15 protein-coding genes are annotated in these 21,222 nt (G+C 40.8%); 5 read left to right on the top strand and 10 right to left on the bottom strand.

Annotated elements, in window-relative coordinates; all coding sequences use genetic code 11:
• Nucleotides 1-5 precede the first annotated feature (5 nt).
• Both FDF36_RS19440 and FDF36_RS19435 read left to right on the top strand, forming a co-directional pair.
• Complete coding sequence (locus FDF36_RS19440; RefSeq protein ID WP_220392452.1) at nucleotides 6-2,420, top strand: TonB-dependent receptor; 2,415 nt, start codon at nucleotides 6-8, stop codon at nucleotides 2,418-2,420.
• Nucleotides 2,421-3,047 (top strand): PepSY-associated TM helix domain-containing protein, encoded by a 627-nt coding sequence (locus FDF36_RS19435; protein ID WP_220392451.1) that lies wholly within the window; start codon nucleotides 2,421-2,423, stop codon nucleotides 3,045-3,047.
• A gap of 192 nt (nucleotides 3,048-3,239) precedes the next feature.
• On the opposite strand, the gene FDF36_RS19430 is transcribed toward FDF36_RS19435, so the two are convergent.
• Genes FDF36_RS19430 through FDF36_RS19415 form a run of 4 tightly spaced genes read right to left on the bottom strand, consistent with a single transcriptional unit; the run spans nucleotide 3,240 to nucleotide 8,278 of the window.
• On the bottom strand, nucleotides 3,240-4,850 hold the full coding sequence (locus tag FDF36_RS19430; protein ID WP_220392450.1) for an arylsulfatase: 1,611 nt from the start codon (nucleotides 4,848-4,850) through the stop codon (nucleotides 3,240-3,242).
• Between the two features lie 20 nt (nucleotides 4,851-4,870).
• On the bottom strand, nucleotides 4,871-5,377 hold the full coding sequence (locus tag FDF36_RS19425) for a flavin reductase family protein (RefSeq protein ID WP_005782834.1): 507 nt from the start codon (nucleotides 5,375-5,377) through the stop codon (nucleotides 4,871-4,873).
• A 42-nt stretch (nucleotides 5,378-5,419) separates the two neighbouring features.
• Nucleotides 5,420-6,193, bottom strand: a complete 774-nt coding sequence (locus FDF36_RS19420; RefSeq protein ID WP_032535576.1) for a radical SAM protein — start codon at nucleotides 6,191-6,193, stop codon at nucleotides 5,420-5,422.
• Nucleotides 6,194-6,250: 57 nt separating this feature from the next.
• Complete coding sequence (locus FDF36_RS19415; protein WP_220392449.1) at nucleotides 6,251-8,278, bottom strand: helix-hairpin-helix domain-containing protein; 2,028 nt, start codon at nucleotides 8,276-8,278, stop codon at nucleotides 6,251-6,253.
• A gap of 119 nt (nucleotides 8,279-8,397) precedes the next feature.
• Here FDF36_RS19415 and FDF36_RS19410 point away from each other — a divergent pair, with 119 nt between their 5' ends.
• Entirely contained in the window at nucleotides 8,398-8,997 is a 600-nt protein-coding gene (locus tag FDF36_RS19410) for a DUF4294 domain-containing protein (protein WP_005822507.1), read from the top strand.
• 156 nt (nucleotides 8,998-9,153) lie between these two features.
• Here FDF36_RS19410 and FDF36_RS19405 read toward each other — a convergent pair whose 3' ends face one another.
• Nucleotides 9,154-9,681 carry an RNA methyltransferase gene (locus FDF36_RS19405; protein WP_005782842.1) on the bottom strand — a complete coding sequence of 176 codons (528 nt, stop codon included), beginning with the start codon at nucleotides 9,679-9,681 and terminating at the stop codon, nucleotides 9,154-9,156.
• 456 nt (nucleotides 9,682-10,137) lie between these two features.
• Here FDF36_RS19405 and nadA point away from each other — a divergent pair, with 456 nt between their 5' ends.
• Nucleotides 10,138-11,130: a quinolinate synthase NadA gene (nadA, locus tag FDF36_RS19400; protein WP_220392448.1), complete on the top strand. Its 993-nt coding sequence runs from the start codon at nucleotides 10,138-10,140 to the stop codon at nucleotides 11,128-11,130.
• A 590-nt stretch (nucleotides 11,131-11,720) separates the two neighbouring features.
• Here nadA and FDF36_RS19395 read toward each other — a convergent pair.
• Genes FDF36_RS19395 through leuS form a run of 3 tightly spaced genes read right to left on the bottom strand, consistent with a single transcriptional unit; the run spans nucleotide 11,721 to nucleotide 16,061 of the window.
• Nucleotides 11,721-12,305: a non-canonical purine NTP diphosphatase gene (locus FDF36_RS19395; RefSeq protein ID WP_005822500.1), complete on the bottom strand. Its 585-nt coding sequence runs from the start codon at nucleotides 12,303-12,305 to the stop codon at nucleotides 11,721-11,723.
• Nucleotides 12,306-12,315: 10 nt separating this feature from the next.
• Nucleotides 12,316-13,215: a YitT family protein gene (locus tag FDF36_RS19390; protein WP_005783550.1), complete on the bottom strand. Its 900-nt coding sequence runs from the start codon at nucleotides 13,213-13,215 to the stop codon at nucleotides 12,316-12,318.
• A gap of 14 nt (nucleotides 13,216-13,229) precedes the next feature.
• On the bottom strand, nucleotides 13,230-16,061 hold the full coding sequence (gene leuS / locus FDF36_RS19385; protein ID WP_220392447.1) for a leucine--tRNA ligase: 2,832 nt from the start codon (nucleotides 16,059-16,061) through the stop codon (nucleotides 13,230-13,232).
• 1,071 nt (nucleotides 16,062-17,132) lie between these two features.
• On the opposite strand from leuS, the gene mutS reads away from it, so the two are divergent.
• A complete protein-coding gene (mutS, locus tag FDF36_RS19380; RefSeq protein WP_220392446.1) occupies nucleotides 17,133-19,748 on the top strand; it encodes a DNA mismatch repair protein MutS in 2,616 nt (871 codons plus the stop codon).
• Here the strand turns inward: mutS and FDF36_RS19375 are convergent, their stop codons facing one another.
• Nucleotides 19,749-20,390: a chloramphenicol acetyltransferase gene (locus FDF36_RS19375; protein WP_220392445.1), complete on the bottom strand. Its 642-nt coding sequence runs from the start codon at nucleotides 20,388-20,390 to the stop codon at nucleotides 19,749-19,751.
• Nucleotides 20,387-21,220, bottom strand: coding sequence for a prolipoprotein diacylglyceryl transferase (lgt, locus tag FDF36_RS19370; RefSeq protein WP_220392444.1), 834 nt, complete (start codon nucleotides 21,218-21,220; stop codon nucleotides 20,387-20,389). Before lgt ends, FDF36_RS19375 begins: the two co-directional genes overlap by 4 nt.
• Nucleotides 21,221-21,222: the final 2 nt, after the last annotated feature.

Genomic DNA, 21,222 nt, shown 5'->3' with positions numbered 1-21,222 from the left:
AATGTATGAAGCAAATTTATAGTACCCTGATTTTATTAGTTTTACTAATATTCCCATCGTTACTTTTTGCCACAGAACCAGAGTCAGTCGATAGAGTCCCTACCATCCGTGGAGTAGTCTATGACGAAACTGATACGCCATTGGCTTCGGCCACTGTCCAAATAGAAGGAACTACCATCGGAACAACAACCAATAGTGAAGGGCGCTTTATTCTGCGTAATCTGGCACGCAAAATTTACAAGATAAATATCAGCTTTGTGGGGTATGCCACTCAAACCCGTACAGTCGATCTCACCTCAAAAAGTGCAGCACAGCTCTCTTTTACACTTTTACCGGATGAGAATTTGCTATCGACTGTAGAAGTATTCGGAGAACGATATAAACAACCGAAAAAACTGGATGCCATCACCCGCATGCCATTACGCCCCAGTGAACAGATACAGAGTATTTCTGTAATCTCAGAAAAATCGATTGCCGAACAGGGAGCACTCACCGTAATCGATGTTACAAAAAATGTACCTGGAGTTACTCTTTTCGGATCGTATGGCGGAGTAAGAGAAAGTATGTCCATCCGCGGATACCGGGGAGTACCTATTCTAAAGAATGGAGTCCGGATAGATTCCGATTTCCGTACCGGCTCTGCTTTATCCGAAATGCAGGGAGTAGAAAGCATACAGGTCATCAAAGGTTCCGCAGCCGTCACACAAGGTATCGGAAACGACCTCGGAAGTGCAGGCGGAGTAATCAACGTAGTAACCAAAACACCCAAGTTCACCAATGAAGGAGAAGTATCTTTACGGGCAGGCAGCTGGGGATTGTTCCGCCCCACATTCGACGTACAGTCCGTTCTGGATAAAAATCAGACGATTGCTTTCCGTATGAACGGTGCCTTCGAACGTTCGGATAATTATCGCCCGGTCATCCATTCCAATCGAGTATACATCAACCCTTCATTAGAATGGCGTCCGGATGACAAAACAAGCGTTACCGTAGAAATGGATTACCTGAATGATAACCGTACTCCTTATACCAGTTCAGTCAATTTATCGAAAGATACGGAAGAGAATCTCTACGACATGCCACACAACAAATTCCTGGGATTCAAAAACGATAATGTAAACAACAAGACGCTGACTTATGCCGCACGCATCACCCGCCAGTTGACAGATAATATCAGTGTGCGGGCAGCATACTTCGGCTCTTCATATAAAGTGGATAATACAAGTACTTCCGTAAAAACCGTGGTCAATAAAGAATATAACATGCGTAGAAGAACAATTTCACGTTCATTACGCGATGACCGCAACTCAACTTTCCAGCTTGACTTTATCGGCAGAGACATTTTCACCGGTCCTGTTAAACATACATTCCAACTGGGATTCGACTACAAAAACACCGATCTGTCGATCACCAATTATACCCCTGTCAATATAGACACTATCAATGTACTGGCCCCGAGCATCTCGAATGTGCTACCTGTCGCGGTTAAATTTGTTCCCGAGACCCCGGTAAAATCCAATTCTTCAAGTTATGGAATAATGGCACAGGAGGTAATGACTTTTAATAAGTATATAAAGGCTATCCTGGGACTGAGGTACAGTTATATCAGCAGTCAGGACGATACAAGTGCAGGTCCCACTACCGGAGATGCCTGGAATCCGATGTTGGGCATCATGCTGACTCCTATAAAGAACATTAATCTGTTCGGTTCATATACAACCACTACCAGCCTCCTCCATGCAGCCAGACGAATGGAGAACGGAGACGAAATAGGTCCGTCGAATACCCGCCAATTTGAGGTAGGCATCAAGTCCGATTGGCTGAATAACCGCCTGCGCTTTAATCTGACATATTTCGATATCCTTACTAAAAACCTCTCTTATAGTACTTATCATCCGGGAACTACTCAACCTACCGGTTATTTTGATAAAGCGGGAAGTCTGAAAAGAAAAGGTATCGAGACCGAATTAAGCGGAAGTATACTCGAAAACCTCCAAGTAATGATGGGTTACGCTTATCTGGATGCAAAATACGAAAACAGCCCGGCCTTTAAAAATGGTTCAGCCCCGATGAATACCCCTAAACATACTGCTAACGGATGGATTCAATACCGATTCGACAAAGGAGTATTAAAAAGACTATCAGCCGGTATAGGAGTCTATTTCGTAGGTAAACGTCCTGTGAATGATTTTGCAATCAAACCGGACGGACACGGTTCCATGACCAACGAAAAGCCTTTTGACATGCCCGGTTATACTACAATAAACGCCCAGTTGGCCTATAGTATCCACAAGTTTACTGCCCGTGTATACCTGAACAATTTGTTCGACGCATTAGGATATAATTCTTACTATCGTGGAGGATACATCAACCAGATCGATCCACGTAATTTCTCAGCAATAATCTCTTACCGTTTTTAAATGAAGATAAAAAGATATTGCCGTTATATTCATCTTTGGCTCTCCCTTCCGGCAGGGATTCTGATCAGTATTATTTGCTTTACAGGTGCCATCCTCGTATTCAAAGAGGAACTCCTGGCAATGATGGGATATGAATCTATCCGCGAAAGTCCGTTAATGATAGTGATGAAGCTGCATCGGTGGCTTATGGATGATACCCGAACGACAGGCAAAATGATAGTAGGCATCTCCACTCTTTTTTTCATCTTTATATTGATCAGCGGGCTTACAGTTTACTGGCCACGCAAATGGGAAAAAAGCCGGCTGACAATAGAACACCAAAGAGGAAAACGGAGATTCATGTTCGATCTACACTCCGTACTGGGATTCTATGGAGCACTTATCTTGCTGGTATGTGCACTGACCGGATTAATGTGGTCCTTTCAATGGTACAGAGATGTAGTAAGTTTTATCTTTGATGTGGAAGTAAAACGGGGGGCTCCCGTCTGGAAAGTAGTACGTGCCTTACATTTCGGAACCTATGCAGGAATGTTTTCAAAAATCATCACCTTTATTGCTGCTTTGATAGGAACTTCATTACCTATCACAGGATATTGGATGTATTTGAAAAGAAAAAATCTGGTTTAACTTCCTTCCTTCAATAAAGGAAAGGTACTTTTCCGGATAAGAAAATATAAGAGGATGTATCGAAACTCACCACAGAGGACACAGAGTAACTTTAGAGTAAATCTAAAGTAATATTCTTAGTCTATGATAATCTGTGTAATCTATGGTGAAAGAGTTTTGATACAACTCCTCTTACTTACTTTACTCAAGTATTTAATCTTTCCCGGACTGATCGGGATACAGCGATTTATAATAATTGATACGTTCTGTCCATGGCCTGTATTCAAATGGAAATACGTGTTGCTTCTCTGCCCATTCATCCCATTTTTTCTCCAGTGTTTTTACTTTTTCCGGATAATTGGCAGACAAATCGTTTTGCTCAAACGGATCCTGCAATAAATGGAACAACTCCCAGGGTTGCTTACCATTGGCCCTGACTAACTTCCAGTCCCCGGATATGATTCCACAAGATGTCTGATGTTCGAAAAACAAATCTCTTTTCGGTAGCTTCTTTCCTTTTAATGCCGGAAAAATGGTTCTACCTTCCGGAGCATTAATCGAATGATTCCTAAACTCCCGGGGATATTTCACAGAAGCTATATCCAGACAAGTGGGAAAAAGATCGATAATGTGAGTGAATTCATGACAAACCACTCCTTTCTTCCCATCAGGTTGCCCGCCTCCATACATTACAATCAAAGGTGAACTGGTACCTCCCTGAAAACACCATTGTTTGTAACTGCGGAAAGGAGTATTGCTCAAATCAGCCCGCAGCTGTGTGATCAGATCACCTTCATTGGTGGCTCCATTATCACTTAAGAATAAAAATACGGTATTATCAAATATACCTTTTTCTTTAGTGGTCTTTATTACTTCTCCAATACCATCATCCATAATTTCAATCATAGCGGCATAAGTAGCCATCTCCGTAATCCAACGTTCCTGTTGCTGCGGAGTAAGACTATCCCAGGCCGGCCGTTTTCCTCTGAATTCCCTCTCAAATACCGGCAGCTGTTTTTCGGAATCCGTTAAACCATTTTTCCGGATGCGCTCGAAACGCTGTTTACGCAACACATCATATCCCACTTTATATCTTTCACGGCAAGCGTCCACTCTTTCTTTAGGAGCCTGCAAAGGTAAATGAGGGGCATAGTGGGCCAAATACATAAACATAGGCTCATCAACCGGATGCTGACGGATAAAACTAACGGCAGAGTCGGTAATGGCTGTGGTATAATAATAGTCTTCTGGAAACTCTGCAATATGCTGTAACCCGGAATATACGGGTTTCGGAGTATAATAACTTCCACCTCCAGAAAGACAACCATAGTATTTTTCGAATCCCCGCTCAACCGGATAGCTTCCATTCGGCTTGGAGAATGCACCGTCAACGGTAACATGCCATTTACCACTCATATAAGTATGATATCCGTTTTCCCGAAACACTTCTGCGATAGTAGGATATTGCTCTGATATTTGACCTCTATATCCGGGACGATGTTCATCTACAGCAGTCATCCAACCCATACCTACTTCATGTTGGTATCTGCCTGTCAACAAAGCAGCTCTGCTGGGACAACTGCGCCCTGTGTTCTTAAACTGGCTGAAACGTATTCCGTTTTCCACCAAGAAATCAATATTGGGCGTATGCACTTCTCCCCCATAACACGATAAATCAGAAAATCCCATATCATCACACAAAATCAGAATAATATTGGGTTTCGTTTTATCCGGATTTGTTTTATGGTTTGTCGCTTGGGCTCCCCAAGCATTCTGCATACCCGTGGTAAACAGCAGGGAACATATCAGATAATTGTTTTTCATAGGTTCAAATGATTTAAAATTTACTCTTTTATCCACACTCCTGTAATCTCTGCCACATAGACATGATGCAGACCTCCATGGGTAGTATACCACTGTTCATAGACAGACGGATCCAGAAAATTTTCTTTCTTCAGCACATCTGTGTACATTTTCCGACATTCCATATTAAGTCTTCCCTGTTCAAACAGAATATTACCTTTATCCGTAATAATTGGCTTTAATCCGGTTTCTTTTATCTTATCTACTTCACGTCCCGACTTAGAACCGCATATTTTATGTATGGCCTTATTCTCCTGTCCTAAAAAAGAAAGAGTAAAATAATCGTTATTTTGTATAAAATCGAACGTATATCTTTCCGGACGAATAAAAACATAAACCACTGGTTTATTCCACAAAAAACCAATACCTCCCCAATTGGCGGTCATGGTATTAAACGCATCTTTATTACCGGCAGTTACCAGCATCCATTCTTTACTGATGGACTCAAAGAAATTATCAGTAAGTTCGTTGATATCAATTGATTTCATCCTATTAAAATCTGTTTATAAATGACATATTAAGAATAATTCTCAATAAGAAGCAGATGCCGAAAGCCCCTCTTTCGTGAGAAGGGTCACAATACGATCCAACTCTTCATGAGTAGCTTTTTGCAAGTCCTGATCGGGAGTTTCCCGATCGATCGTATAAATCATCACCTGTCTCGGGGCGATATCCTTCACGACTTTCAGCCAGGGAAGTACATACTTGTCAGAAGTATTATCCACATCTTTCCCCTTATATTTTCCTTTCATAAACATAGTCTGCACGATACAATTGCCTTTAAAAGCTTTTAAAAGTCCGACTGTTCCATTCAGATCGTATCGTCCGTTCGGACGATCTACAGTCCGGATATACTCTTCATCCACCGTGTCCAACTTCAAAATATTATTATCCACCCTATTCAATGCATCGAATACAGCCGGACGGTTGATAAAAGTAGCATTACTGAGCACACTCACCTTTGCATCCGGAAAGTAAGCATCACGCAAAGCAAGTGTATCCTTGATAATCTCCGGAAAGTGAGGATGAGCAGTCGGCTCACCGTTTCCGGCGAAAGTCAGTACATCGGGAGCAGGTCCGTTACTTTTCATCTCTTTCAATTTATCTTCCAGAGCCATACGGACTTCTTCGCGGGTCGGTAATGAAGATTTAGGACGATGTTCGCCATTGTAACCACATTCACAATAAATGCAATCGAAAGAACATACTTTTCCGTCGGAAGGAAGTAAATTTATTCCAAGTGAGACCCCTAACCGGCGTGAATGAACCGGTCCGAATATGGGAGAAGGAAAAATAATAGTCATACTTAATTCTGTTTAATCGTTCAATCTTAGAAACTGTTTTGAATTTCTACAAAATTACTAAAACTTTAGACGCAGCTGCATTTGTATATCCGTTTTTTTATTTCCCCTGATCAGGTCGTTGCCGGAACCTATTTCATCACGATCAAAATACGTAGTTTGTCCGAGCTTGGCAATTGCTGTCCAATGCTTGTTCATATCATAGCGAAAATGAATAGCCAGTCGAATACCTTCTCCCTGAAAAGATGGAGTATAAAAAGAATACAGCAACCCTTTCTCGTAGATATAAATACGTGAATCATAATCGTCTGTATGGAAATAACTACCTTGCAATTCTGTTGTCAGAGGCAACCGGGAAAGTTTCCATCCGGCCTTTTGCGTCAGTTGATAACCTTTCCCCGCCGTTTTCCCGGATGAATGAAAATGGTTATAATCTACAGTTGTCCGGAAAGATAACGAAGAACAGGGTAAATAGTTCAAACGATAACGCAACCGGTGATGATAGGTAGGCAGAATCACTTTTCCCTTCGTACCGGTCACATCACGCTCTTTCTGTTTATAACGGTAATTCACATACATATCAACCGTTTTTGACGGAACGTAATCTGCCTGAAAGAACAGATCCACTCCTTTCGAAGCCTTACTTATCCGGTACCTCCACCAAGGAAAAGAAAACAGATCGGCGGAAATGAAAAACGTCCAGCGATTGAAAGGATTTACAGAAGCAGCTAAATACCATCCGTTTTCATTCTGAACACTACTTCCTTCACTAAATGAATGAGCAAACATAGCCCAATAATCATGGGAATAATAACGATGAACCAACATCAACCGTATATCTTGTAAAGGAGAATAAAGTACCTGATTCATAAAAGCCATGCCACTGATCCCCAAAGCTGCTTCTCCTTGTATAGAAAAACGATGAAAACGATATTTATAATCCATACCCAGATTATAAAAAGAACGACCATGCAGATTGTATTTTGAATAGTCTTTAAGTTCCGGTTCATAAGACCTGTTAAAACAGTAGTAAACACCGGTTATACCCAGTTGATAACTATTCCCGGTATAGCTGATATTTCCTCCGCCCATCTGCATAACCAATTGATTCATTTTATCAGCTTCCTTTTTGCTTCGGTGTAAACCTGTTTTATAAATCGAGGTAATTTCACCGTCTTTTATCACTCCATCCAACGAACGATGTGAATAAAATACGGAAAGTGTCCATTGTTTCCATTTTAAAGCTATGGCACTCCCACGGAAATAATTATATTCATCGGTAGAAGCATGTCTGCGTATCCCTGTATTTCTGAAAGTGAAAGACGAAGAATAAGCTGTTTTTCCAAACATAGAACCTTGTCCGAGTACCAGTCCCTGACCGAAATTCAACCGATAGTTTCCTACAATTCCCGTTTTCAGTATTCCTATATCATGAAGGAGTAGATAGAAAGAGTAATAATCGTATCCCTGCTTATTATGTAAAGCTCCGAAAGGTTCGCCGCTATCTTTCTCGGCAACTATGCCTGCATAAACTTTTTCCCGATAATGAAATCCGTATTTCACCGAGTTATAAACAGCAGGACCCAGGTAATTTTTCTCGTATCCCTTACGCCTATACAAAGGCACATCCATACGAGTCACCACTTCATGTTTTCCATATTTTAAAATCTGCTTTAACGTAACAGACTCTTTCTTATCAACAGGCTCTACACAGACAAAAGGAAGCAGATATTGAATAGTCTGCCGATCCAACTCCTCCACTAACTGAAGTTCATAGACAGTCTGCATCGATCCGTGAATATAAATGTACGCAAGTAAATTCTCAATCTGAACATCATTAAGAAAAGGAAACCGCTGTAGCTGCTCTTTGGTGGCAGAGTTTATATTAACAGGGTTGTTAACAAGATCGGTTAATTCCTCCAATTCATTCTCCCAATTACGTGTATCTCCTTCTTCATCGGATATAGACAAGTTTTCCATCACCTCTTCCCAAGGATAATCCGAACGATTCTGAGCATGGCAAGTAGAAGTTATCAACATTATATTAACAAGTAGGAATATACCCAATATAGATATGCTTTCGTTCATATCGAGTGTGATTATTGTGTTTTAAATAGCAAACGAATTGTCGAAGATAATTTAAATAGGTTAATGCTGCAAGGAAAATCATTAATATAAATTTAATCCTTTATTTTTGCAAAATGAATATGAGGCTTACCATAGGACTTTTGGTGTTATCTATCGTCGTATTGTTTTCTTCCGAATCACTGGCACAGGAAAAAACAAATCTCGGTGGATACCTGGTACCTATGTGTGTGTATAATGGTGATACAATCCCGGCTTTCCAGATTCCGACCATTCATATATTCAAGCCTTTAAAATTCAGAAACAGAAAAGAGCAGATGGAATATTATAAATTGGTGAGAAACGTGAAGAAAGTGTATCCCATTGCCAGAGAAATTAACCGCACCATCATTGAAACTTACGAATACTTACAGACCCTGCCCAACGAAAAAGCCCGCCAACGTCATATCAAACGGGTAGAAAAAGGACTGAAGGAGCAATATACTCCACGAATGAAAAAGCTCTCTTTTGCACAAGGCAAACTGTTGATAAAGCTGATAGACCGGCAAAGCCATCAAAGTTCTTATGAACTGGTAAAAGCATTTATGGGACCTTTTAAAGCAGGATTCTATCAGACATTTGCCGCTCTTTTCGGAGCCAGTTTGAAAAAACAATATGACCCCGAAGGAGAAGATAAGTTAACCGAACGAGTGATACTGTTGGTAGAAAGCGGACAATTGTAAACAGTGTAGATTCTTACAACTCAAAAGAATATATCCTAATTCACCACAGAACATAGACTGAACTTAATTGATTGTTAACTAATGATAGTTATCCATGATACTCTGCGGTGAATACAAGTTTCGACACACCTTTCTTATTAACAGGTCATCAATAGTCTACTTCAACTTTTTAAATAAATCCCAAATCACAATTCCTGCTGTTACCGATACATTCAATGAATGTTTTGTGCCATATTGGGGAATCTCAATACAGCCATCCGAATGGTCAATAACCTCCTGCTGCACTCCTTTTACTTCATTTCCCATAACTACAGCATATTTCTTCGAACGGTCCAGTGTTAACTCATCCAACATGATACTCCCTTCCGCCTGTTCGACAGAGTATACCACATATCCTTCACTCCGGAGGTTATCAACCGTTTCAACTGCGTTATTAACATACTTCCAATCCACTGTAAACTCGGCGCCCAAAGCTGTCTTATGCATCTCGGGATGGGGAGGAGTAGCCGTAATTCCACACAGATAAATACATTCAATCCGGAAAGCATCTGCCGTACGAAACACAGAACCGATATTATGCAAACTCCGTATATCGTCCAACACTACAACTAAAGGCAATTTATCAGCTTCTTTAAACTCTTCTATACTTATCCGGTTCAGCTCGGTTATTTTCAATTTTCGCATGATGATGTCGTTTCTGTTAGTATGTTGCAAAAGTAATTCTTTTCTTGTTAACATAGGTGTTGATAACGGTTTAAAACCTGTCAAAAGAATCAGCATATATTTTGAAAACTAATTCTTGCATTATTCAAATGAAGGTATAAGAGCAACAGGATATGAACAATACAAAAAAGTTAGCTTCAACTTTCCAAGCATACTTCAACAGATTTTTCAGTACTAATTAGCCTGTTTATATCCATAAAGTTTTTAACTTTGCACTTTATCAACAAGGTGTTAATGAAGTTAGCAATATAGCTTATTATCAATAAATAGACACGTTCATAAACTGATTATAAACTTAGATAAGTAACTAATAACTTATCCGGCAAGAAAAAGCCGGTTTATTTGCTAACACTATTAACAGGCTATAATCACTAACAAAGGATTTCTTTTTAAAAGAAGAGAAAAAATAAGAATATAATGAATCGAGAAGAATGGGTGAATAAGGGATTCGTTGACGAACCCGTAGACAAAAGCATTGATCTGAAAGCAGCCATCAATGAACTGAAAAAAGAAAAGAATGCGGTAATCTTGGGACACTATTACCAGAAAGGCGAAATACAAGATATTGCCGACTATATTGGAGACAGTTTGGCTTTGGCTCAAATTGCAGCCAAAACCGATGCGGATATTCTTGTGATGTGTGGCGTTCATTTCATGGGAGAAACCGCAAAGGTGCTTTGTCCGGACAAGAAGGTACTGGTGCCCGACTTGAATGCAGGATGTTCGTTGGCAGACAGCTGTCCGGCGGACAAGTTTGCTGAGTTTGTGAAAGCACATCCGGGATATACGGTGATTTCGTATGTGAATACAACGGCAGCTGTGAAAGCGGTGACAGATGTAGTAGTGACTTCGACCAATGCAAAACAGATCGTTGAAAGTTTCCCGAGGGATGAAAAGATTATTTTCGGCCCGGATCGTAACTTGGGGAATTATATCAATTCGATTACAGGACGTGAAATGCTGTTGTGGGACGGAGCTTGCCATGTGCATGAACAGTTTTCGGTGGAGAAGATTGTAGAACTGAAAGCACAATATCCCGATGCGGTAGTATTGGCGCATCCCGAATGTAAGAGTGTGGTATTAAAGTTGGCCGATATGGTGGGTTCTACGGCGGCTTTATTAAAATATGCAGTAAACAGTGACAAGCAACGGTTCATTGTGGCCACGGAGGCAGGTATCTTACACGAGATGCAGAAAAAGTGCCCTCAAAAAACATTCATTCCGGCTCCTCCTAACGATAGTACCTGTGGATGCAATGAATGTAACTTCATGCGGCTGAACACGCTGGAAAAGCTCTATAATTGCCTTAAATACGAATTCCCAGAAGTGACTGTTGACCCGGAAGTTGCCAGAGAGGCGGTAAAGCCGATTAAACGGATGCTGGAGATTTCAGCTAAGTTAAGCTTATAAACAGGTTGTGAATAATAAGTTAACTTTCCGGTTAATATTGAATGTATTTATCATATAAAAGAATCGTACTATACTTATATATAAAGGTATAATACGATTTTTTGTTATTAACAAGATCGGTTGAAATACCTGTTAATAATAAGTGTATAGTGTTTAAACAGGAAAGATCCATTGAATAGCGGTTACTCTTTAGGAAAAAGAGGTATAAATTGGATAAAGGACCAGAGAAAAAGGATAGAGTCCGGAAGAATAAAGTAAAGAGTATAGAGTAACAACATGGGGATGTTTTGCTAAATAAGATCCCCATGTTATGATATAAAACATCCGGATGTTCTAATGCAGAACATCCGGATGTTTTTGTAATGTAAGCTTAGTGTTTCAGGATGAATGAAGTATTGAAATGAATTTTATTCAGCTTCGTTATGTATTTTGCATGTACCCATTTATCTCCTGATGTTTGATGTCATACTTGGTCACATTAGTAGCGGGTGGGGAAGTGCCGTCTGCCGACATCGGTAAGTATAAAAAAATCCTTCGGTTTGAAATTATATTCAGCCGAAGGATTCATTTTATTTATTTCGTTTTATCAATCAGATCGAACGAAGAAATTCACATAGTTTGTTCACAGCCAAAGCACGATGACTGATTTGATTTTTAATTTCATTACCTAATTCGGCAAAGGTCCGGTCGTATCCTTCAGGAACGAATATCGGATCGTATCCGAATCCGGAATCACCTCTTTTTTCTTTGATTATTTCGCCTTTTATGATTCCTTCGAAGAGATACTCCTTTTCATCCAGAATGAGCGAAATAGCCGTACGGAATTGTGCTCTACGGTTGTCTTTTCCTTCCAGTTCGTGGAGGAGTTTCAACATGTTGGCTTCCGCATTGTGTCCTTCTCCACCGGCATAACGGGCCGAATAGACACCCGGAGCACCTCCCAGTGATTCAACTTCCAGTCCCGTGTCATCGGCAAAGCAGTTTAATCCGTAGTTGCGGTAAATAAAAGATGATTTGAGGTATGCATTGCCTTCAAGAGTCTCTGCTGTCTCCGGAATATCTGTATGACAATTGATGTCATTCAGGCTGAGTAGTTCGACTTTATCTCCTAAGATAGCAGATACTTCTTCCAGCTTATGTGCATTATTGGTTGCGAAAACAAGTTTACGTTTCATTGTATGCAGTTTATTTTATTTTCAGGCGGTCGAATCCTTCACCATATACACCGATTACCGAACTCTGCGAAATAAAAGCATTCGGATCGATATCTTTCACTAAACGGAAAATATCGAGTGACTGACGTTTGTAGGCAAGTACAACTAATACTTTTACATTATTCTGGCTGTACCAGCCCAATCCGTCAAGTACGGTCACTCCCCGATGGGTTTCTTTCGTAATGCGGTCGGCAATCTTGGCATAATCTTTCGAAAAGATAAAGAATTGTACCGATTGACGGGCGCTGTTGACTACATAGTCCAGAACGAAGCCGATGATAAACAAGGTAACGAAACCGAATATCACTCTGCGCCAGTCGTTAAAAATGAAATAGCATGAACTGATGATGATGATATCACAAAACATGATCATTCGTCCGAGAGTAACATCCTTGTATTTATTAACAATGGCTGCAATGATATCGGTACCACCCGTGCTGCCGTTATTATTAAATACCACCCCTAATCCGAGACCACACATGATGGCTCCGATGATGCAAGCCATAAAGTCCTGCCCTTCTCCTACCAACTGAAGCGGAGCTCCTTTATCGTCCACAATGATCAGTTGGAAGAACCATAGGAAGAAAGTAAGCATAAAGATGGCATATGTCGTCTTTATACTGAATTTCGGACCAAGTATCTTAATGGCAAATGTCATCAGCACAGCATTGATAATGAAATAAGACCATTGGATAGGAAAGCCTGTTGCATAATAGATGATGGCACCGATACCGGTTGTTCCACCTGTAGTAATCTGATAAGGAATAAGAAAGGCTGTCCAGCCTAACGCATAACTTATCAGTCCGAGAGTGATGAAAATATAATCTCTCAACTCTCGCATTACATCGGATTTTGTGGGTTTACTAATCATTTTGTGTGTAGGTATTAAATAACAACGTTAACAATCTTCTTCGGGACTACGATAACTTTCTTCGGTGTTTTACCTTCTGTCCATTTCAACGAACGTTCGTCAGCAAGTACGGTGGCTTGAATTACATCGCTGGCGGCATCTGCAGGAAACTCCATATTGAAGCGGGCTTTGCCATTGAAAGAAATCGTGTAATTAACCGTATCTTCTACCAGGTATTGTTCATTAAATGCCGGCCATTGTGCATCACATACGGAAGTGGTGTTTCCTAATGTATCCCATAATTCTTCGCAAACATGGGGAGCGAAGGGAGCGAGGACCACAACGAGCTGCTCCAATATTTCTTTTTTGCTGCATTTCAAACTTGAGAGTTCGTTGACACAGATCATGAAAGCACTTACCGAAGTATTGTAGGAGAACTGTTCGATATCACCGGTTACTTTCTTAATGAGCTTATGGAGTGCCTTTAGTTCGTCTTTGGTAGCCGGTTCGTCTTTTACCAGATATTCGCCGTTTCTGTCATAGAACAAAGACCAGAATTTTTTGATGAAACGATGTACGCCATCTATTCCGTTCGTATCCCAAGGTTTTGACTGTTCAACCGGTCCGAGGAACATTTCGTACATGCGGAGTGTATCGGCACCGTATTTTTCAACAATCATATCCGGATTTACCACATTGAACATAGATTTACTCATCTTTTCAACAGCCCATCCACAGATATACTTGCCGTCTTCTAGAATAAATTCGGCAATTTCGTATTCGGGTCTCCAAGCCTTGAAAGCTTCCAGATCGAGGATATCGTTGGATACGATGTTGACATCGACGTGGATAGGAGTAACTTCATATTGATCTTTCAGATTGAGAGATACGAAAGTATTAGTATCCTTGATACGGTAAACAAAGTTACTTCGTCCTTGTATCATTCCCTGATTGACCAGTTTCTGGAAAGGCTCTTCGGCTACGGAGATACCCCAATCGTGCAGGAACTTATTCCAGAAACGTGAATAAATCAAGTGTCCGGTAGCATGTTCCGTACCTCCTACATATAAGTCTACATTTTTCCAGTACTGATCCACGGCGGGAGAAACGAGGGCTTCGTGATTGCGCGGATCCATATAGCGCAGATAATAGGCGGATGAACCGGCAAATCCCGGCATCGTATTCAGTTCCAGTGGGAAAATGGTTACATTGTCGATTTTGTCATTGTCTGTTACACATTTGTTGACAGTATCCCATGCCCATTTGGTAGCATGTCCCAATGGGGGCTCACCTGTTTCTGTAGGAAGGAATTTAGCTACTTCCGGCAACTCTAACGGGAGACAACTTTCATCGATCATGTAAGGCATTCCGTCTTTATAGTAAACCGGGAATGGTTCGCCCCAATAGCGCTGACGTGAGAAAATTGCATCACGCAGACGGAAATTGACTTTCACACGGCCTAATCCGGTTGCCTTGATATATTCTTTAGTTTTGGCGATTGCTTCTTTTACGGTCAATCCGTTCAATACGAGTCCGCCTTCGGGAGCTCCCGGACGGGGAGAATTCATCATGATGCCTTCTTTGGCGTCGAAGCTTTCTTCACTGACATCGCAACCTTCGATCAGCGGACGAATTTCCAGATTGAAATGTTTCGCAAAAGCATAGTCACGGCTGTCGTGTGCAGGTACAGCCATGATGGCACCAGTACCGTAACCTGCTAATACATAATCGCTAATCCATACCGGTATGGGTTCGTTGGTCAATGGGTTAATGGCATAGCTTCCGGAGAATACGCCGCTTACGCTGCGGTCGGCAATACGTTCGCGTTCGGTACGTTTTTTGGTACGGTCCAGATAAGCGTCTACTTCGGCTTTTTGTTCCGGAGTGGTCAACTTGGCTACCAATTCACTTTCCGGGGCAAGCACCATGAAAGTAACTCCAAATACCGTGTCGGCACGGGTTGTAAAGATAGTAAATTCAATATCCGAATCTTTCACTTTAAAGTTCATTTCAGCACCTTCGCTGCGTCCTATCCAGTTGCGTTGAGTTTCTTTCAGCGAGTCGGTCCATTCTACGGTTTCAAGTCCGTCGAGCAAACGTTGTGCATAAGCGGATACGCGCAGGCACCACTGACGCATCACTTTTTGAATAACGGGATAGCCGCCTCTTTCGGAAACACCGTCAACTACTTCATCATTGGCAAGTACGGTACCCAAAGCCGGACACCAGTTTACCATTGTATTGCCCAAATAGGCTATACGGTAGTTCATGAGGATTTCCTGTTGTTCTTTTTCGCTTTTAGCATTCCATTCGTCAGCAGTAAAGTCCATTTCTTCGCCACAGGCTACGTTCATACCTTGTGTTCCATTGGTACCAAAAGCTTCTATTAACTCTTCGATGGGACGTGCCTGTTTTTCATCATTGCAATAATAGCTGTTGAACATTTTGATAAATGCCCATTGAGTCCAATGATAATATTCCGGATCGCAAGTGCGAATTTCACGATTCCAGTCGAAAGAGAAACCAATCTTATCTAATTGTTCACGATAGCGATTGATGTTATTAACAGTGGTAATTGCAGGGTGCTGTCCGGTTTGAATAGCATATTGTTCGGCCGGCAGTCCGTAAGCATCATATCCCATCGGGTTCAATACGTTAAATCCTTGCAGGCGTTTATAGCGCGCATAAATGTCTGAGGCAATATATCCCAGAGGATGACCTACGTGCAGTCCGGCACCCGAAGGATAGGGGAACATATTGAGTACATAGAATTTTTGTTTGGATGCATCTTCATTTACCTGGTAGGTATGGTTGTCTACCCAAATTTTCTGCCATTTCTTTTCGATCTCCCTGAAATTATATTCCATAGCGATAACCTTTTGTTTATAGTGATTTATAATATATGCTTTATATGAGGGAGCAAATTTACATGATTATTTTCAGATAACCACGAAGATAGCTAAAAAACAAAATAGGTATGGAAAGGAAGAATCAGAAAATAAAAATCTTATATTTGTTGATAATTTGAATTTTAGTATTTATATTTGTAATCATCGATTAGGTATATGATTACTCAAAAGATAAAAATGATGACATTCATTCAATAGGTTTGAGCACGAAGATGTGCTGAAAGGATAACGAATCGGGATATAGTCTTTGTAAACTATATCCCGATTTCTTTATTATTTTTCTGCTAATATAATCACTGTTACCAGTATTTTTGTCTTTATGTACGTTTATTGCTCCATTTGTTTCATGATAGAAATTATTAACAGGCTAAAAGTTAAGGTTTTTATAAGCTTTTTTAGAGAAGCCTTATGGAGTGGGATAGATAAGTACGGGCATAAAAAAAGGAGCAACGCCTTGCTCCAACCTTTGTTAACCTTAAATCTAATACTATGAAAAACACATTGCAAATGTACGGCTTTCTGCGAAAATAGCAAATAAACCAAGTAATTTAGTATGTTTTATAACACGTTTTAAGAAAATAATGTGATTTGTTAAGTATTGAAGGCTCTGATATTCTATTTTGGGGTGGATCGGAGGGCGTTTTGATATTTCTTTCAGTTGAGAGAATGTTGGGGTATAGGCATAAAAAAAGGAGCAACGCCTTGCTCCAACCTTTGTTAACCTTAAATCTAATACTATGAAAAACACATTGCAAAGGTACGACTTCCTGCGGAAATAGCAAGTAATTCGGATAAAAATAGGTATTTTATAATATATTTTAAAGGATATAATAAAGTTATTAATAAAACAGACTCTTTTTGAAAGGTTTATTTAGAAATGATGATAGCCAAACTTATTATCGGAATAAGGGGCAGACCGATCAATATACATTATTTTAGGTATGGTAAAACTGTCTGTTAGGATAGGTAGATTTGAGGGAAACCGCTATCTTTGCCTTGTTATTTATGAACTTAAAAAGAAGACTATCCGTGAGCAATGATATTGAATTAACCCCGATGATGAAACAGTTTCTTGACCTGAAGGCTAAGCATCCGGATGCAGTGATGCTGTTCCGGTGCGGAGACTTCTATGAAACTTATTCTACCGATGCGATTATTGCAGCTGAAATATTAGGAATTACTCTCACAAAACGTGCCAATGGAAAAGGTAAAACCGTTGAGATGGCGGGATTTCCGCATCATGCGTTAGATACATATTTGCCGAAATTGATCCGTGCAGGTAAGCGGGTGGCCATATGTGACCAGCTTGAAGATCCTAAGACAACGAAGAAATTGGTGAAGCGCGGCATTACGGAGTTAGTTACTCCCGGTGTTTCTATCAATGATAACGTTTTAAATTATAAAGAAAATAACTTTCTGGCAGCTGTTCATTTTGGAAAATCGGCTTGTGGAATAGCATTTCTGGATATTTCTACCGGAGAGTTCCTGACGGCTGAAGGACCTTTTGACTATGTAGATAAGCTGCTGAATAATTTTGCTCCGAAAGAGATTCTTTTCGAACGTGGGAAACGCGGAATGTTTGAAGGAAACTTCGGAAGTAAATTCTTTACTTTTGAACTGGATGATTGGGTGTTTACCGAATCCAGTTCCCGGGAGAAGTTGCTGAAGCATTTTGAAACAAAAAATCTGAAAGGATTCGGGGTTGAGCATCTCAAGAATGGTATTATAGCTTCCGGAGCTATCCTGCAATATCTGGATATGACGGAACATACGCAGGTAGGACATATCACTTCATTAGCCCGTATCGAAGAAGACAAATATGTGCGTCTTGATAAATTTACAGTGCGCAGTCTGGAGTTGATCGGTAGCATGAACGATGGCGGCAGCAGTTTGCTTCATGTTATTGACAAGACTATCAGTCCTATGGGAGCCCGTCTGTTGAAGCGTTGGATGGTATTTCCTTTAAAAGATGAGAAACCCATTAACGACCGGCTGAATGTAGTAGAGTACTTCTTTCGTAAACCGGATTTCAGGGAGTTGATTGAAGACGAACTGCATCGGATCGGAGATTTGGAACGTATCATTTCAAAAGTAGCCGTCGGGCGTGTTTCTCCTCGTGAGGTAGTACAGTTAAAAGTTGCTTTACAAGCAATTGAACCTATTAAAGAGGCTTGTCAACAGGCCGATAATCCCAGTTTGAATCGTATTGGAGAGCAGTTGAATCTTTGTATTTCTATTCGCGACCGCATTGAGAAGGAAATTAATAATGATCCTCCTTTGTTGATAAATAAGGGAGGAGTCATTAAAGACGGAGTGAATCCGGAACTGGATGAATTACGTCAGATAGCTTATTCTGGCAAAGATTATCTGCTTAAGATACAGCAACGTGAAAGTGAACTGACAGGAATACCAAGTTTGAAGATTGCTTATAACAGTGTTTTCGGATACTATATTGAAGTGCGGAATGTGCATAAAGATAAAGTGCCGCAAGAGTGGATACGTAAGCAGACGTTAGTAAATGCGGAGCGTTATATCACTCAGGAACTGAAAGAATATGAAGAGAAAATTCTGGGTGCCGAAGACAAGATCCTGGTATTGGAGACTCGCCTGTATACAGAACTTGTACAGGCATTAAGTGAATTTATACCTGCCATCCAGATCAATGCCAACCAGATAGCCCGCATTGACTGCCTGCTTTCATTTGCCAATGTAGCCAAAGAGAACAATTATATCCGCCCGGTGATTGAAGATAATGATGTATTGGATATTCGTCAGGGACGGCATCCGGTAATTGAAAAGCAACTGCCTATCGGAGAAAAATATATAGCTAACGATGTGTTGTTGGATAACGCTACCCAGCAGATTATCATTATTACCGGTCCGAATATGGCCGGTAAGTCGGCTCTGTTAAGGCAGACTGCATTGATCACCCTGCTTGCCCAGATTGGTTCGTTCGTTCCGGCCGAAAGCGCCCATATCGGATTGGTAGATAAGATTTTTACTCGGGTCGGTGCCAGTGACAATATCTCTGTAGGAGAATCTACTTTTATGGTCGAGATGAATGAAGCATCTGATATTCTGAATAATATTTCTTCCCGAAGCCTTGTCCTATTCGATGAATTGGGACGCGGAACTTCTACTTACGACGGAATATCCATAGCTTGGGCTATTGTAGAGTATATCCACGAGCATCCGAAGGCAAAGGCACGTACACTTTTTGCTACCCACTACCATGAACTAAACGAAATGGAGAAATCCTTTAAGCGCATTAAGAATTATAACGTATCGGTTAAGGAGGTGGATAACAAAGTTATTTTCCTCCGGAAACTTGAAAGGGGCGGAAGTGAGCACTCGTTCGGTATCCATGTGGCCAAGATGGCCGGTATGCCTAAAAGTATTGTGAGACGTGCCAATGAAATTCTGAAGCAACTCGAATCTGACAACCGCCAGCAGGGAATTTCCGGTAAGCCGCTGGCAGAAGTCAGTGAGAATCGTGGAGGTATGCAGTTGAGTTTCTTTCAGCTTGATGACCCGGTCTTATGTCAGATCCGGGATGAGATACTTAATCTGGATGTGAATAATCTGACTCCGATTGAAGCATTAAACAAACTGAACGATATCAAAAAGATAGTCAGGGGAAAATAATTATTTAAGAAATTCTTCCACCTTTTTATAAAACAGAGATAAGTGGTGTCCGTCAATAAACCCATGATGAATGGTCATAGCGATGGGCATCACTAATACACCACCTCTTATGACGGCTTTACCTGCATTCATCAACGGGTAATTACTACCGTGACGATGTTCCTGTGTACAGGTCAGTGAGGTGAAATATAAATCGGGAGTGGCGCTGAGGAGCACTACATCCAGTAAATCATTACCTCCTGTCTTTTCTGCTTCATAAGGGTCTTTATCCGGATCTATTCCGCTAATGATGGCTTTGGCTTCTGTGTAGAAAGTCTTAAAATCAGGATGCCAGGGAAGTCGTACAGTAAAAAAACGTCCGTTATCTGCCACTTTAATGGGAGTCAGCATATCCACTGTATCGAAATAGGCTACCTGTCCTTCAGAATCAATGCGGAATCGAAACTCTTTAATTTCATTGACAGCACGCAACACGGCATAAAGGTAGTGCAGAAAGAAGGATTCTCCGGCGGCTTTGGCACGTGTTTTGGCACCCGAACATTCTACTTCTGAAGTAATGGAGATAGTAGGATTCTGGAAACCAAGGAAAAATTCATAATTTTCTTTTCTCTCCCAAGTTTTAATATCAATAATATGTTTCATTTTACACTCTTTTTCTTTCCGTAGAAAAACATAAAGTAAACACCGATGATTACGAACGGGATGCTTAACCATTGACCCATGTTCAGTGCCATGCTATTTTCGAAGTCCACCTGATTTTCTTTCAGGAATTCTACAAAGAAGCGGAAGGTGAAGATAGCTGTCAGGCAAAGTCCGAAGAAGAACCCCCGATGTAGTTTTTTGCTATAGTTTTTATAGAGGAACATCATTACCAGGAAGAGCATAAAATAGGCGATTGCTTCATAAAGCTGTGCCGGATGTCGGGGTTGCATGTCTACCCGTTCGAAAACGAATGCCCAGGATACATCGGTTACCTTACCTATGATTTCGGAATTCATCAGATTGGCAAGGCGAATGAAACATGCCGTAATAGGAGTGGCTACGGCAATCATATCTACCACATCCATATAGTTCATTTTCGTTTTGCGGCAATAGAGCCAGAGAGAAATGATCAGCCCGAGGGTACCTCCATGACTGGCCAGTCCTTCATAACCCGTGAATTTCCATCCACCTCCCGGAAGAAATTTAACCGGAAGTATCATTTCCCAAAAATGATTCAGGTAATATCCCGGATCATAGAACAGGCAATGTCCCAGTCGTGCCCCGATCAGGATGCCGAAGAAACAGTAAAAGAAAAGCGGTTCGAACTTCTTTTCGTCTATCTTCTTATCACGATATTGATAGTGCACCACTATGTAAGCAAAGAATATTCCGATAGCCCACAATAGTCCGTAATAACGGATTGAGATGCCGAAAAGATTAAATAATTCCGGATTTGGGTTCCAGTTGATAGATAAAAGAAGGTTGTTCATAT

This window comes from Bacteroides fragilis (assembly GCF_019583405.1).
In the GTDB taxonomy this organism is placed as follows: domain Bacteria; phylum Bacteroidota; class Bacteroidia; order Bacteroidales; family Bacteroidaceae; genus Bacteroides; species Bacteroides fragilis_B.
The sequence above is the reverse complement of the archived record's forward strand: the minus strand, read 5'-3'. Positions and strand labels throughout refer to the sequence as shown.